The organism is Intrasporangium sp. DVR, assembly GCF_040365325.1.
Taxonomy (GTDB): domain Bacteria; phylum Actinomycetota; class Actinomycetes; order Actinomycetales; family Dermatophilaceae; genus Intrasporangium.
In genome coordinates, this window is sequence record NZ_BAABZW010000013.1 from 190637 (window position 1) to 203800 (window position 13164).

A 13164-nucleotide genomic window follows, 5' to 3' on the forward strand; every position below is an offset into this window, starting at 1 on the left:
CTGCCGACCCTTGCCGACCCCGCAACACACCGGCTTACCTCGGACACACCCGGATTCGACGCGGGTGTGTCCGAGGTAAGCGGGTGTGTTGCGGGGGGGAGGGGGTCAGGCGAGGGCGGCCCTGATCGCCTCGGGCATCGTCGTCGTCGGGCGGCCGATGAGCCGGCCGAGGTCGCCGGTCTCGACGAGCAGCGCCCCGCCCTTGATCGCGTCGTCGCTGGTGGCGAGCGCCATGGCGTAGCCCTCCGGGACACCCGCGCCCACGAGGGCCGCGGCGTAGTCGGCGACCGACAGGTCGCGGTAGGTCACCTCGGCCCCGGACTGCGCAGCCAGCTCGGCGGCCAGCTCGGACAGGGTGAAGGCCGTGTCCCCGCCCAGCTCGTAGACCTGTCCGGCGTGACCCTCCCCGGTGACGACCGCGGCAGCGGCCTCGGCGAAGTCGGCCCGGGTAGCCGCACTGAGGCGGCCGTCCCCGGCAGCACCGAGCAGTACGCCGTGCTCGAGGACCGTCGGGATCTGTGCGGTGTAGTTCTCGAGGTACCAGGAGTTGCGCAGCAGGACGGACGGCAGGTCGGCCGCGGCGAGCATCTCCTCGGTCGCCTTGTGCTCTGCGGCGAGACCGAGCGACGAGGTGTCGGCCCGGACCACACTCGTGTAGGCGACGAGCCCCACGCCTGCCCGCACTGCCGCGTCGACGACGTTCTGGTGCTGCAGGATCCGCTGGCCGACCTCGCTGCCGGAGATGAAGACGAGCCGCTCGACGCCGGCGAGCGCGGCGTCCAGCGTCTCCGCCTCGTCGTAGGAGCCGACCCGGACCTGGACGCCGCGGTCCCGCAGGTCCTGTGCCCTGGCCGAGTCCCGGACGAGTGCCGCGATGTCGGCCGGCGCGACGCCTCGGTGGATGAGCGCGTCGATGGTGAGCCGTCCGAGGGGTCCGGTCGCTCCGGTGACGAGGATGGTCATGAGGGGTCCTTCCAACACAGTGGTGGGGTTGTCAGGAGAGGAAACTCCCGGACCGCCACCATACTTCCCGAGAGGAAGTACCCACTTCCAGGTAACGTACGGACATGGAGGTTAGTCAGAGTCTGCGGCGCCACTTCCCGGACGGGGTCATCGCCGCCGGCTGCCCGAGCCGCGTCGTCCTCGACCACGTGACGAGCAAGTGGGGCTTCCTCGTGCTGCTCGCCCTGGCCGACGGACGCCCGTTGCGGTGGAGCGAGCTGCGGCGCCGCGTGGAGGGTGTCAGCGAGAAGATGCTCGCCCAGACGCTGCGCACCCTGGAGGCCGACGCGCTCGTCGCACGCGACGCGCGGCCCGTCGTGCCACCCCACGTGGAGTACTCCCTGACGCCACTCGGATCGGACCTCGCACGGCTGCTCACCCCGCTGATGGACTGGCTCGTCGAGAACGCACCCGGGATCCTCGACCGCGCCGGCTGAGCGACCCATCACATCCCAGGCCCTTTTCATCCCGGGCGCCGCTCGGAAGACTCGAGGCATGCTGACACTCGAGGACACGTGGGTGTGGGACTCCTGGATCGCCGACGACGGCACGCGCTACCACCTCTTCTTCCTCGAGGCGCCACGTTCGCTCGGGGACGCGACCCAGCGGCATACGGCTGCTCGAATCGCCCACGCGAGCTCGACCGACCTCGTCCACTGGGACTACCACGGCGAGGTCTTCGCCCCCTCGGACATGGGCTTCGACGACCTCGCCATCTGGACGGGCTCGGTCGTCCACGACGGCACGCAGTGGCGCCTCTTCTACTCCGCGCTCTCGCGGCGTGGCCACCACACGTACGACCAGCGCATCGGCATGGCCCTGTCCGACGAGCTGGGCCGCTGGCGGCGCGGCAGCAACCAGCCCATCGCACCCGTCGACCCCCGGTGGTACAAGACGCTGGCGACCCACCCGAGGGGCACCACCGGCCCGGACATGGAGGGCAGCAGCGAGGCCTGGCGCGACCCGTTCGTGTTCCGCGACCCCAACGGCCACGGGTGGCACATGCTCATCACCGCGAGGGCCGTCGACGGCGGGGAGCACGACGACGGAGTGGTGGGGTCGGCATGGAGCCCCGACCTCGACCTCTGGGCGGTGCGCAAGCCGCTCAGCCGACCCGGCGCCGGCTTCGGCCACCTCGAGGTCATCCGCAGCGTTCTCGTGGACGGACGGCCGGTCCTGACCTTCTCCTGCCACGAGGACCAGATGACCCCGGAGCGGCGCGCGACCGCCCGGGGCTGCAGCACCTGGTCCGTCCCGGCCGACTCGCTCACCGGCCCGTGGGACGTGAGCCGCGCCCGGCCCTTCACCGCCGACCCCCTGCTCTACGCGGCCCCCGTCGTCACCCTCCGGGACGGAACCTCGGCCATCCTCGGCTTCCACCTCGACATCGGTGACGAGGGGGCCGGGCTCGAGATCAGCGACCCGATTCCGGTCACGCTCGACGCGGAGGGCTACCTCGTCGCCCGCTGACCCACGTTGGAGCAGGTGTTCGGCTGGGTAGGCGAACCACCATGACGCCCCCACCCGTAGCACTCGTCGTCGGCGGTTCCCGGGGTCTGGGGCTCCTCATCGCCAAGGAGCTGACCCGGCGTGGCTACCGCGTCGTCATCGCCTCGAGGACCGAGGACGAGCTCGAGTCGGGTCTGCGGCAGCTGCAGCAGATCCGTGGTCCAGCCGGACAGGCCGCGAGGCAGCCCGAGAAGCGCGTCTGCGACGTGCGGGACCGCGAGTCCGTCCGCCGGCTCGTCGACGACGTCGAGACCACCGTCGGTCCCATCGACACCGTCTTCACCGTGGCCGGCATCATCCAGGTCGGACCTGCCGAGTCGATGACGTTCGACCACTTCGAAGACGCCATCAACACCATGGCCTGGGGGCCGATCAACGTCGCCCTCACCGTCCTGCCCCGCCTGCGTGAGCGCCGGCGCGGGCACATCGGCACCGTCACGTCCATCGGGGGCATGGTCTCCCCACCACACCTGCTGCCTTATGCCACAGCGAAGTTCGCGGCGGTGGGTTTCTCTGACGGGCTCGCCGCGGAGCTCCAGGGCACCGGGGTGACGGCGACCACGATCGTTCCGGGCCTGATGCGGACCGGATCGCACCTGCGCGCCCGGTTCGCCGGCGCGGCCGAGAAGGAGTTCGCCTGGTTCGGCCCAGCCGCCTCGCTGCCCGGGCTCTCCATGGACGCCGAGCGCGCGGCCCGCCGCATGGTCGACGCCGTCCTCGCCGGCAAGCCGATGGTCATGCTCTCGCCGCTGACCCACGTCGGCGTCAGGGTGCACGGCCTCCTGCCGGGGACGACGACGCGGCTCATGGGGCTGGCCAACCGCCTCCTGCCCGGCCCTGCGGAGGGCAGCGACGCCAGGACCGGGACGATCGAGGGCCGGGAGGCGGAGCGTCGCCTCGACTCCCCCATCGTCAACGCCTTGACGACGTGGGGCCGCAGGGCGGCGCAACGCTTCAACGAGCGGCCCTGACGTCGGGCCCGGCGTCATCCGGCGTCCTGGGATTTTCCGGCTGGATCAGGTTTACCGCCCGCGAAGCGGTGGGTAGGGAGGTAGGTGCACGCAACACTCGAACGAGAGGAGACAGCCATGGCTACCCGCACCTGGGACGCCTGGAACTATCGGGAGAGCGCTGAGGTGACGACCCGCGGGAAGGACCTGACGGGCTTCTCCGTGGAGGCCATCGACGGCCACATCGGCAAGATCGACCGGACCACCCTCGACGTCGGCAGCAGCTATGTCGTCGTCGACACCGGCCCGTGGATCTTCGGTCGCAAGGTCATGCTTCCGGCAGGGACCATCGACCGGGTCGACTGGAACGACGAAAAGGTCTATGTGGACCGGACGAAGGACCAGATCAAGGACTCCCCGGAGCTGACGGATGCAGATCTGGACAACCCGGAGTACCGGGACCGGCTCGGCACCTACTACGGCGACACGTACGACCGCGCGCTGCCCTGAAGCGACGTGAGGTAGCCCGACGCTGTAGTCGTGAACACGCCCCGGTGGCGCGGCACTGCCCCGCCACCGGGGCTTCCTCACGTCTGCCGAGGGGAGGAACGAGGCCGTATGCCGCTGGGCTGGCTCGGGCGGTCATCTCGCGTGAGCTCGATCAGCTGTCCGGAGATCCGCGTCCGGCCGAGCTTCTTCCACGCGTCGGCCGGCAGCTCGGCGGGCAGCTCGACGAGGGAGTGGTCGGCCCGGATGTCGATGTGCCCGAAGTCCTCGCGCCCGAGTCCGCCCTCGTTGGCGATCGCCCCGACGATCTGGCGCGGCTCGACCCGATGGCGCTTGCCGACGGCGATGCGGTAGGTCGCGAAGTCCGCCCTCGCGCCTCCGCGTGCCCCGCGGGGGCGGTCGCGTCGCTCGCCCGCTCCCCCGCGCTCCCCGCGCCCGGCCCGGTCGCCGCCCCCGCTGCGTCGCTCGCCCCGCTCGTCCCTCCGCGGCCGGTCGTCACGGTCGCTGGCGCGACGAGGCCGCTCACGCTCGGCGTCCGGCGAGAGGAGCATCGGCTCGTCGCCCTGCATGACGATGGCGAGCGCCGCCGCCACATCGGCCTCCGGGACGTCGTGCTCCTCGACGTAGTGGCCGACGACCTGGCGGAAGAAGTCGAGCTCCTCGCTCGCGAGGGCGGCGGTGATCGCGTCGTCGAAGCGGCCCAGCCGGACGACGTTGATGTCCTCCACGGTGGGCATCTTCATCTCGGTCAGGCCCTGCCGGGTGGCCTTCTCGATGGCGCGGAGCAGGTGCCGCTCTCGCGGTGTGACGAAGGAGATGGCGTCTCCGCTGCGGCCCGCCCGGCCGGTGCGTCCGATCCGGTGGACGTACGACTCGGTGTCGGTCGGGATGTCGAAGTTGACGACGTGGCTGATCCGGTCGACGTCGAGGCCGCGGGCGGCCACGTCCGTCGCGACGAGCACGTCGAGCTTGCCGGACTTGAGCTGGTCGACGGTGCGCTCGCGCTGGTTCTGGGCGACGTCGCCGTTGATGGCTGCCGCCGAGAAGCCGCGGGCCCGCAGGCGCTCGGCCACGGTCTCGGTCTCGTTCTTGGTCCGGACGAAGACGATCATCGCCTCGAAGTTCTCCACCTCGAGGATCCGGGTCAGGGCGTCGACCTTCTGGGGGTAGCTGACGAGGAGGTAGCGCTGCGTGATGTTGGGCGCGGTCCGGGTCGTGCTCTTGACGGTGACCTCGACCGGGTCGGTGAGGTACTTGCTCGAGATGCGCCGGATCGGGGCAGGCATCGTCGCGGAGAAGAGGGCGACGTGCTTGTCGTCCGGCGTCTCGGCGAGGATCGTCTCGACGTCCTCGGCGAAGCCCATCTTCAGCATCTCGTCGGCCTCGTCGAGCACGAGGAAGCGCAGCTCACTGAGGTCGAGGGTGCCCTTCTCGAGGTGGTCCATGATCCGGCCGGGGGTGCCGACGACGATGTGGACGCCCCGGCGCAGCGCGCTCAGCTGGACGCCGTAGCCCTGCCCCCCGTAGACCGGTAGCACGTGCACGCCGCGGAGGTGGGCGGCATACCGCTCGAAGGCCTCGCACACCTGCAGGGCGAGCTCGCGGGTCGGCGCGAGCACGAGCGCCTGCGGCTTCTTCTGCTTGAGGTCGAGCTGCGCCAGGATCGGCAGGGCGAAGGCCGCCGTCTTGCCCGTGCCGGTCTGGGCCAGCCCGACGACGTGGCGCCCGTGGAGCAGGGCGGGGATGGTCGCGGCCTGGATCGGCGAGGGGTGCTCGTAGCCGAGGTCGCGCAGCGCCTTGAGGAGCCGCTCGTCGAGGCCGAGATCCGCGAACGTCGGCTCGCCGACGGGTTGCTCGGCCTCGGTTTCCCGCCCGGAATCGGGGTTGTCGTCAGTCACCCCTGTGACGCTAGCGCGTTCCGGTGCCTGCGGTCGCCTCCTGCTCCTCGTGCAGTACGGCCGCCTCCCGGTCGATACTGGGTCTCGACGAAGGGGACGCATGATTCCAGAGACGTTGTACGCACAGTCCGAGGGGGCCGACATCGCCTACCGGGTCCTCGGCGAGGGCCCCCGCGACATCGTGCTCTCGATGGGGTTCATCTCGCACCTCGACCTCTACTGGGAGCTGCCCGAGAACGTCGAGTTCCTCGAGCACCTGACGGACCTCGGCCGGGTCATCATCTTCGACAAGCGCGGGACGGGGCTCTCGGACCGGGACCTCTCCGGCGCCTCCCCCGAGCGGTGGTGCGACGACCTCATCGCGGTCATGGATGCGTGCCAGAGCTCGACCGCGGTCGTCATGGGCTGGCTCGACGCGGGCTCGCTCAGTCTGCTGGCGGCGGCGCTCCACCCTGACCGGGTGGCCGCGGTGATCGCCGGTGAGTCCCTCGCCGTCGGGCACCGCGACCGCAGCTACCCCTTCGGACCGGATCCGCGGATGCTCCGGATGGCCCTTGCGGCGATCCGCTCGGGAGGTTGGGGCCGGGGCATGGCGGTCAAGCTCGTGGCCCCCGACTTCGCGGCGTCGCCGCGGCACCTCACCTGGCTCAAGCGCCTCGAGAGCATGTCGGCCACGCCGCGGGCGGCGGCCCGGCTGCTGCAGATGACCGCCGACCTCGACCTGCGGCCCTACCTCGAGCGCATCACGGCCCCCGTGCTGCTCCTCCACGACGTCGAGATGCAACGCCTGGCGACGCTCGAGAGCATGCAGTGGCTCGCCGACCACCTGCCCAACGCGACGCTGCGGCTGGTGCGGGGCGAACGCCCGATGACGACCCTCCTGCCGTTCCACGACGTCACCGCCGAGATCGAGCAGTTCCTCGGGGCCTACCGGCCGAGCCAGAGCGGCCAGCGCGAGGTCGCCACGATCCTCATCACCGACGTGGTGGGATCGACCGAGGCTGCGGCGAGGACGGGTGACGCGGGTTTCAGGTACGCCCGCGACGCGCACTTCGCCGCCGTCCGCCGCTCCCTCGCTCGCTTCGGCGGGCGGGAGATCAAGACCATGGGCGACGGGTTCCTCGTCTCGTTCCCGGTTCCGTCCGCTGCGCTGCGCTGTGCTGCCGAGGTCGTCGGGGACGCGGAGGCGATCGGTCTGACGATCCGGGCGGGCGTGCACTCCGGTGAGGTGCTCCGTCAGGGTGACGACCTCGTCGGGATCGCCATCCACGTGGCGGCCCGGGTCAGCGCCGCCGCCCAGGCCTCCGAGATCCTCTTCACCGACACGGTCCGCACCCTGGTCCTCGGCGCCAGCCTCAACTACGAGCCGGTGGGCAGCACCACGCTCAAGGGCGTGCCGGGCGAGTGGGAGCTGTTCCGGCTCACCGCGAAGGACACGACGAGGTCGACGCCGCCGGGCTGACGCACTGACCCGTGTGGCGGGTCAGTGCGGAAGGGCTGGGACGGCCGGATGCCGCGGAACCGAGCTCAGCGGCATCCGGCCGAGTCGTGGACACTCAGCCGAGACGGACGGTGACGCCTCCCGAGAAGGGCGAGTCGTGCAGCTCGATGGACGCGGGCTTGGCGCCCTTCGGCATGTCGTAGACGAGGACGCCCTTGACCGTGTTGCCGGGGTTGATGTCGTTGAGGAAGACTTCGTTGTCATCCAGGTGGATCGCGGCCCCGGTGTCGGCGGAGAACTCCCGTCCCTTGGCGTCGCGGACCGTCTGCGACGAGTCGGAGAAGTACTGAGACTCGTCGCCGACGTTGGTGACGGTGACGTGCACGAGGACGAACTGACCCTGCGCCTTCTCGCCGAACATGTCGCTGCCGACGCTCTTGATGCCCGTGCGCACCTTGGTGACGGTGAACTCGAACTTCCCGTCGCGCACGGCCGTCCCGATCGTGGCCGCCACTTCCTCGGTCTCTTCCTCGCTCTCTTCCCCGGTCTGTGTCCGGGTCTCTTCGTCGGTCTCTGCCTCTGTCGTCCGCCCGGGAGCCTCGGCGCTGGCCTCCCGGCCGGCGCTCCCCGCGACGGGCGCGGGGTCGCCGGCGCCGCCGAAGGCCTCGGCCAGGACGAGGATGACGACGAGGGCGAGGAAGGTCGTGAGGACCTTGTGCCGGGCGAACCAGCTCGGCTTCGGCGGGGCTGGCGGGGCGGGGATGGTGGGCGGCTGCCAGTTCGTCGTCATGACGACTCCTTCGATCGTGGTGGTCGTTGCGGGACGACTGTGGCGCTCGGCGGCCCTCCCGGACCTCGGGCGGGCGGGCAGAGAGGGTGACCGAAAGGACGAGGGCGCGTGTGGGTCGGCTGCCCGAAGGGCGGAGGTGGAGCGTCGGCGCGGTGTCCTACCTTGTGTCGTATGCCGCTCAGCTCGCTCCCCGGGTCACCTGACCTCGTGCGCCGCCTGGCTCTCGGGCGGCGGGCGCGGACGCTGGGTCTGGCCTTTCTCGTCCTGGTCGACGGGGTCTATGCGACGTCTGGGCTGGACGGCCGCCGGGCGGCGGCCGCTGGGCTGACGCCGAGCATGTCGGACCCGACGAGCGGGCCGGCGATGCTCGTCTTCCTCCTCGGGGCCGGCCTGACCATCGCGGTCGGTTGGCGTGACCGATGGCCGGTGGCTCTGACGTTCGCGGGTTCGGCAGCAGCGCTCGTGGCGCAGCTCGGCCCGACGGTCGCTCTGGTCGCCTTGATCTGGGTCGTGGCGATGCGCCCTTGGCGGGAGGTCCTCGGGCTCGCCGCGCTCGTCACCGCGGTCACGGCGTTGGCGGTCTGGCGCGATGCAGTCGCCACGCCGGCTGCGACGTCGTTCTGGGGCACCATCCTCGGCTCGGAGGACGAGCCGGTGGCATGGTTCATGCCGGTCGTGCTCACTGTCCTGCTCATCGGGGCGTTCGCCGGGGTGGGTCTGTGGCTGCGGACCCGAGCTGCGCTGCGGACGGCCGAGGTGGTCGTGGCATCGGAGCGCGAGGCCGTGACGACGCTCACGGACCAGGTCTCCCGGCAAGCCGAGCGGGAGAAGCTTGCCCGCGAGATCCACGACGGGCTGGGCCACAACCTCTCGATCCTCTCCGTGCACGCCGGAGCCCTGGAGGCGATGGCCGAGTCGGGAGAGGCGCCAGGGACCGCGGCGCAGATCAAGGAGTCGGCGCACGTCGTCCGGGAGACGGCGGCCCGGTCCGTCTCGGAGCTCCACTCGCTGCTCAACATCCTGCGCAACCCCGACGACCCTGACGTTGCCGCGCCGACGAAGACGCTGCGGGACGTCCGGTCGCTCATCGACGACTCGGTGACGGCCGGGATGCCGCTGGTCGCGACGGTCTACGTCGAGGACGGCGAGGCGATGGACCCCCCGCTCGCGCAGGCCGCCTACCGGATCGTTCAGGAGCTGCTCACCAACGCGCGCAAGCACGCGGCGACGGTGCCGGTGCGCCTCACGGTGACCGGCGGTCGGGCCGAGGGGTCCTTGGTCATCGGGACGGCCAACCATCTGCCGCCGCCGACGTGGCCTCGACCGGGAGATGAGGGCTCGCGGCCCGGGACGGGGCTGGCGGGCATCGGTGAGCGGGTGGAGCACTATGGCGGGGACATGCAGTGGGGTGCGGACGACGAGGCGGTCTTCCGCGTCTCGATCCGGCTGCCGTGGCGGCTGTCCGCGGTGGCCACGGGCAAGGGGAACTGATGGACGACACTGCGGCCGCGGCCCGCCCGATCCGGGTGATGCTCGTGGACGACGACCCGGTGGTGCGGATGGGGGTGCGGCACATGCTCAGCGTCGCGCCGGACATCGAGGTCGTGTCCGAGGTCAGTGACGGTGACGAGGTCGTCGCGGCGGTGCTCGCGCATCGGCCGGACGTCATCGTGCTGGACGTGCGGATGGCGCGCGTCAGTGGTCTGGAGACGATCCGCGCGGTCAAGGCGCGACCTGAGGCACCGAAGGTTCTCATGTTCACGGTCTTCGACCACGACGACGTCGCCGGCCGGGCGATCGAGGCGGGTGCCGACGGGTTCCTGCTCAAGTCCGCGTCCCCGGAGGAGATCCTCTCCGGGATTCGCAACGTGGCCATGGGCCTCGGCGCGGTCTCGCCGAAGACGGCCGCGCAGCTGTTCACCCGGGTCCGGGAGGATCCGATGACGGCCCAGCGGGCGCAGGCGGTTGGGCTCGTCGCCGAACTCACCGACCGGGAGCGGGAGATCGTGGCCGGGCTCGCTCGGGGCCGGTCGAACTCCGCACTGGCGCGGGAGCTCTTCGTCAGCGAGACCACGGTGAAGACCCATGTGTCGAGCGCGTTGGCCAAGCTCGGCGTCGACAACCGGGCACAGGCCGCTGTCCTCGCCGACCGCGCCGGCCTGCTCACCTGACCGCGGGCCACTGTGACACTGACCCGTGACACGGGTCAGTGTCACGGGTGCACCCCTGGGGCGTCCCGGCGTCCTAGGGTGGCTGCGTGGAACCCGACCTCAGCAGGCGACTCGACGAGATCGCCGCCCACCGCTACCTGTCCGTGACGACGTTTCGCCGGTCCGGGCAGCCCGTTGCGACACCGATGTGGGTGGCTCGGAGCGGCGACGCGGTCGTCCTCATCTCGGTCGACGGCCAGGGCAAGACGAGGCGGCTGGCGCACACCAGGCGGGTCGAGCTGCGGCCGTGCGATGTTCGAGGGCGGGTCGCGGCAGACGCGCCCGTCTGGCACGGGACCGCGACGCTCGTGCGGGACCCGCGCGGTGTCGACGAGGTGCGACGGGCGATGTCCGCAAAGTACCCGCTCGCCCGGATCGGCAACGTGGCCGAGGACCTCCTCGGCAGGTTCATGCAGCGCAAGCCGCGGGTCGGCATCCGAGTCACCCCCGTCACTCCTCGTGCCTCCGCGTGACACCGCCTGACACGGCCCGACACCGGCTGACACCCCCGGGCCAGCGAACCCCTACACGTTGAGTCGGTAGCCCCGACGCACCACGGTCTGGACGAGGTCGCGCTCGGGCAGTGCCGCGCGCAGCCGGCTCACCGCCATGTCGAGGGCGTGCTCACTCTCGGCGTCGGGCAGCTCGTCGAGCAGTCGCTCTCGGCTCAGCACGGCTCCGGGCTCGGACATGAGCGCCCCCAGCATCGCCCGGGCCCCCCGCGACAAGGTGGCGGTCTGGCCGCCGAACGTCACCGTGCGCCCGTGCACGACGAGGCGGCCGAGCGCAGTCTCGACCTCGCTGACGCCATTCATCGTCAGGTGCTCGATGACCAGCCGGATCAGGGCCCCCATCCGGAACCGCTCGGGCACGATCGGGTTCACGCCGAGGTCGAGGAGCGGCTCCGCGGTCACGGGCCCGACGGCCGCAGCGGTGACGCCACAGCGCAGGGCGTCGAGCACCACCCCGTCGAGGCCGAGCTGTCCCGCGGCTGACACGAGGCCGTCGACGGCGGGCGCCGAGGTGAAGGTCACGACATCCACCTCACGCGCGGCGATGGCGGCGCACAGCCTTCCGAGGCGGCTCTCGTCGGTGGGGCGCACCCAGCGATAGGGGGCGACGGTGTGGACGATGGCGCCGGCCGAACGCAGCCGCTCGAGCTGCTCCACGTCCTCGTGACCGTGCAGCTGGACTGCCACGACCCTCCCGTTGGCGCCCCCCTCGAGCGCGAGCGAGATGGTCGAGGCAGTGCGTTCGTCGGCGGCGACCGCGTCGTCCTCCAGCCCCGCCGCGCGAACCGCCCCTCGCGCCTTCGGGCCGCGCACGACGATCCGCGCCTCGGCCAACGTGGCGTGCAGCGCCTCGCCGAGCCCGGCGGCCTCGGCGCACTCGATCCAGCGCCGCAGGCCATAGGCCGTCGTCACGATGACGACGTCCGGACGGGCCGCGATGATCGCCTCGGTGTCGGCGACGAGGATCTCGTCCTCCTCGACCGGAGCGATGTGCACCGCAGGTGCGTGGATCACCTCGGCACCGCGGCGCACGAAGGCGTCGATCAGGTCCGCGGACCGACGGTCGGAGGTCACCCCGATGCGGAAGCCGCTGAGCACCAGCCCGGTCGGCTCGCTGCGCCTCAGGTCGGCGTCCGGCCCGGCGAGCTGGTCCGACCAGGCCGTCCGGGGATGCCGCCTCGTCATCCCGCCTCCACCCGCTCGGGACCCGATGCCGTATGCCGCTGGGCTCGCTCCCCGGGTCCGGTCCCGGTCCCCGACGTGGACGGCTCTCGAACGGTCAGGCGCCGGGCCCAGACGTCCGACTGGCGCACCACGTCGCCGATGACGATGACGGCCGGCGCGGAGACCCGGGCGTGCGCCGCTTCCTCAGCGAGACGGCCCAGCGGGGAGGTGAGGCTGCGCATGTCCGGCGTGAGGCCGCGCTCGACGACGGCGGCGGGCGTGTCCCGGTCGAGGCCGGCGGCCAGGAGCGCACTGGTGAGGGGCACGAGGTTCTGCACACCCATGAGGAACACGATCGTCCCGCCGAGCCGTGCGAGTGACGCAGCCTGCTCCGAGGTGAGCGGCGCGTGCCCGGAGACGACGGTGAAGAGGTGGCTCACCTCCCGCTGCGTGACCGGGATCCCGGCTGCACCCGGCACGGCGACCGCGGACGTGACCCCGGGCACCACCGTCACGGGGAGCCCGGCCGCGACGGCGGCGGCCACCTCCTCCGAGCCGCGACCGAAGACGTAGGGGTCGCCTCCCTTGAGGCGCACGACGGTCAGCCCCTGTTGTGCGCGCTCGACCATGAGGGCCTCGATCTCCCGCTGGGGAACCGCGTGGTGCCCCGGCCGCTTGCCGACGTCGACGATCTCAGCGCCGGGAGCGAACCGGGCCAGGTCCCCCACCGAGGCCAGTCGGTCCGCCAGGACTACGTCGGCGTCGGCGAGCGCCCGCACCGCGTCCACGGTCATCGTGCCGGGCCCGCCGGGGCCGGCACCGACGAGGACCACCCGCCCGCGCGAGAGGCTCGCGGCAGGCTCCTCGACGACGATGCACCGCTTGCGCAGCCCGGTGGTCTCGGGCCAGGAGCGGGCCCGGCCGACGACGACGGCCAGCCGGGCACCGGTGTGTCCCGCGCCGGCCGCGGCGACGTCAGCGACCCCGGCAGCTGCGGGCTGGTCCCAGACCGAGACGACCGCACCGCACCGCTCGTACCGCTCGACCACGGGACCCGTCTCCGAGGGCACACCGACGACGACCACCGGCACGCCGGTCAGGTCGGTCTCGATCAGCATGGCGCTCCTCTCGTCGGCGGCGTGCGTGCCCGGATCCTGCCCCCACCGTAGGAACACCGTGTT

The 13164-nt window shown here is 71.7% G+C and carries 13 protein-coding genes; 8 read left to right on the forward strand and 5 right to left on the reverse strand.

The genetic code is table 11. From position 1 onward, the window contains the following. Positions 1–105: 105 nt before the first annotated feature. Entirely contained in the window at positions 106–963 is an 858-nt protein-coding gene (locus ABWV20_RS10510; RefSeq protein WP_353355102.1) for an SDR family oxidoreductase, read from the reverse strand. Positions 964–1067: 104 nt separating this feature from the next. On the opposite strand from ABWV20_RS10510, the gene ABWV20_RS10515 reads away from it, so the two are divergent. From ABWV20_RS10515 to ABWV20_RS10530, 4 genes are all read left to right on the forward strand, one after another. Further along, positions 1068–1439: a winged helix-turn-helix transcriptional regulator gene (locus ABWV20_RS10515; RefSeq protein ID WP_353355103.1), complete on the forward strand. Its 372-nt coding sequence runs from the start codon at positions 1068–1070 to the stop codon at positions 1437–1439. 58 nt (positions 1440–1497) lie between these two features. After that, complete coding sequence (locus tag ABWV20_RS10520) at positions 1498–2472, forward strand: glycoside hydrolase family protein (RefSeq protein ID WP_353355104.1); 975 nt, start codon at positions 1498–1500, stop codon at positions 2470–2472. Between the two features lie 41 nt (positions 2473–2513). Beyond that, complete coding sequence (locus tag ABWV20_RS10525; protein ID WP_353355105.1) at positions 2514–3482, forward strand: SDR family NAD(P)-dependent oxidoreductase; 969 nt, start codon at positions 2514–2516, stop codon at positions 3480–3482. Between the two features lie 117 nt (positions 3483–3599). Continuing rightward, on the forward strand, positions 3600–3971 hold the full coding sequence (locus tag ABWV20_RS10530; protein WP_353355106.1) for a Rieske (2Fe-2S) protein: 372 nt from the start codon (positions 3600–3602) through the stop codon (positions 3969–3971). A 77-nt stretch (positions 3972–4048) separates the two neighbouring features. Here ABWV20_RS10530 and ABWV20_RS10535 read toward each other — a convergent pair whose 3' ends face one another. Continuing rightward, positions 4049–5866: a DEAD/DEAH box helicase gene (locus ABWV20_RS10535; protein ID WP_353355107.1), complete on the reverse strand. Its 1818-nt coding sequence runs from the start codon at positions 5864–5866 to the stop codon at positions 4049–4051. A 100-nt stretch (positions 5867–5966) separates the two neighbouring features. Between ABWV20_RS10535 and ABWV20_RS10540 the strand changes: the two genes are divergently transcribed. Beyond that, a complete protein-coding gene (locus ABWV20_RS10540) occupies positions 5967–7328 on the forward strand; it encodes an adenylate/guanylate cyclase domain-containing protein (RefSeq protein WP_353355108.1) in 1362 nt (453 codons plus the stop codon). A gap of 94 nt (positions 7329–7422) precedes the next feature. Here the strand turns inward: ABWV20_RS10540 and ABWV20_RS10545 are convergent, their stop codons facing one another. Beyond that, complete coding sequence (locus ABWV20_RS10545) at positions 7423–8097, reverse strand: DUF4352 domain-containing protein (protein ID WP_353355109.1); 675 nt, start codon at positions 8095–8097, stop codon at positions 7423–7425. Positions 8098–8268: 171 nt separating this feature from the next. On the opposite strand from ABWV20_RS10545, the gene ABWV20_RS10550 reads away from it, so the two are divergent. From ABWV20_RS10550 to ABWV20_RS10560, 3 genes are all read left to right on the forward strand, one after another. Next, on the forward strand, positions 8269–9588 hold the full coding sequence (locus tag ABWV20_RS10550) for a sensor histidine kinase (protein ID WP_353355110.1): 1320 nt from the start codon (positions 8269–8271) through the stop codon (positions 9586–9588). Continuing rightward, positions 9588–10268, forward strand: a complete 681-nt coding sequence (locus tag ABWV20_RS10555; RefSeq protein WP_353355111.1) for a response regulator — start codon at positions 9588–9590, stop codon at positions 10266–10268. Before ABWV20_RS10550 ends, ABWV20_RS10555 begins: the two co-directional genes overlap by 1 nt. Positions 10269–10354: 86 nt before the next feature. After that, on the forward strand, positions 10355–10780 hold the full coding sequence (locus tag ABWV20_RS10560; protein WP_353355112.1) for a PPOX class F420-dependent oxidoreductase: 426 nt from the start codon (positions 10355–10357) through the stop codon (positions 10778–10780). Positions 10781–10831: 51 nt separating this feature from the next. Here the strand turns inward: ABWV20_RS10560 and ABWV20_RS10565 are convergent, their stop codons facing one another. Both ABWV20_RS10565 and cobA read right to left on the reverse strand, forming a co-directional pair. Next, positions 10832–12004 (reverse strand): uroporphyrinogen-III synthase, encoded by a 1173-nt coding sequence (locus tag ABWV20_RS10565; RefSeq protein WP_353355113.1) that lies wholly within the window; start codon positions 12002–12004, stop codon positions 10832–10834. Then, positions 12001–13101, reverse strand: a complete 1101-nt coding sequence (gene cobA / locus ABWV20_RS10570) for a uroporphyrinogen-III C-methyltransferase (RefSeq protein WP_353355114.1) — start codon at positions 13099–13101, stop codon at positions 12001–12003. The genes ABWV20_RS10565 and cobA overlap by 4 nt, the downstream gene beginning before the upstream one ends. Positions 13102–13164 lie beyond the last annotated feature (63 nt).

What these genes read in the sequence shown, in the direction of transcription:
- ABWV20_RS10510 (WP_353355102.1), bottom strand. Translation starts at nt 963, where the DNA reads ATGACCATCCTCGTCACCGGAGCGACCGGACCCCTCGGACGGCTCACC.
- ABWV20_RS10515 (WP_353355103.1), top strand. Translation starts at nt 1,068, where the DNA reads ATGGAGGTTAGTCAGAGTCTGCGGCGCCACTTCCCGGACGGGGTCATC.
- ABWV20_RS10520 (WP_353355104.1), top strand. Translation starts at nt 1,498, where the DNA reads ATGCTGACACTCGAGGACACGTGGGTGTGGGACTCCTGGATCGCCGAC.
- ABWV20_RS10525 (WP_353355105.1), top strand. Translation starts at nt 2,514, where the DNA reads ATGACGCCCCCACCCGTAGCACTCGTCGTCGGCGGTTCCCGGGGTCTG.
- ABWV20_RS10530 (WP_353355106.1), top strand. Translation starts at nt 3,600, where the DNA reads ATGGCTACCCGCACCTGGGACGCCTGGAACTATCGGGAGAGCGCTGAG.
- ABWV20_RS10540 (WP_353355108.1), top strand. Translation starts at nt 5,967, where the DNA reads ATGATTCCAGAGACGTTGTACGCACAGTCCGAGGGGGCCGACATCGCC.
- ABWV20_RS10545 (WP_353355109.1), bottom strand. Translation starts at nt 8,097, where the DNA reads ATGACGACGAACTGGCAGCCGCCCACCATCCCCGCCCCGCCAGCCCCG.
- ABWV20_RS10550 (WP_353355110.1), top strand. Translation starts at nt 8,269, where the DNA reads ATGCCGCTCAGCTCGCTCCCCGGGTCACCTGACCTCGTGCGCCGCCTG.
- ABWV20_RS10555 (WP_353355111.1), top strand. Translation starts at nt 9,588, where the DNA reads ATGGACGACACTGCGGCCGCGGCCCGCCCGATCCGGGTGATGCTCGTG.
- ABWV20_RS10565 (WP_353355113.1), bottom strand. Translation starts at nt 12,004, where the DNA reads ATGACGAGGCGGCATCCCCGGACGGCCTGGTCGGACCAGCTCGCCGGG.
- cobA (WP_353355114.1), bottom strand. Translation starts at nt 13,101, where the DNA reads ATGCTGATCGAGACCGACCTGACCGGCGTGCCGGTGGTCGTCGTCGGT.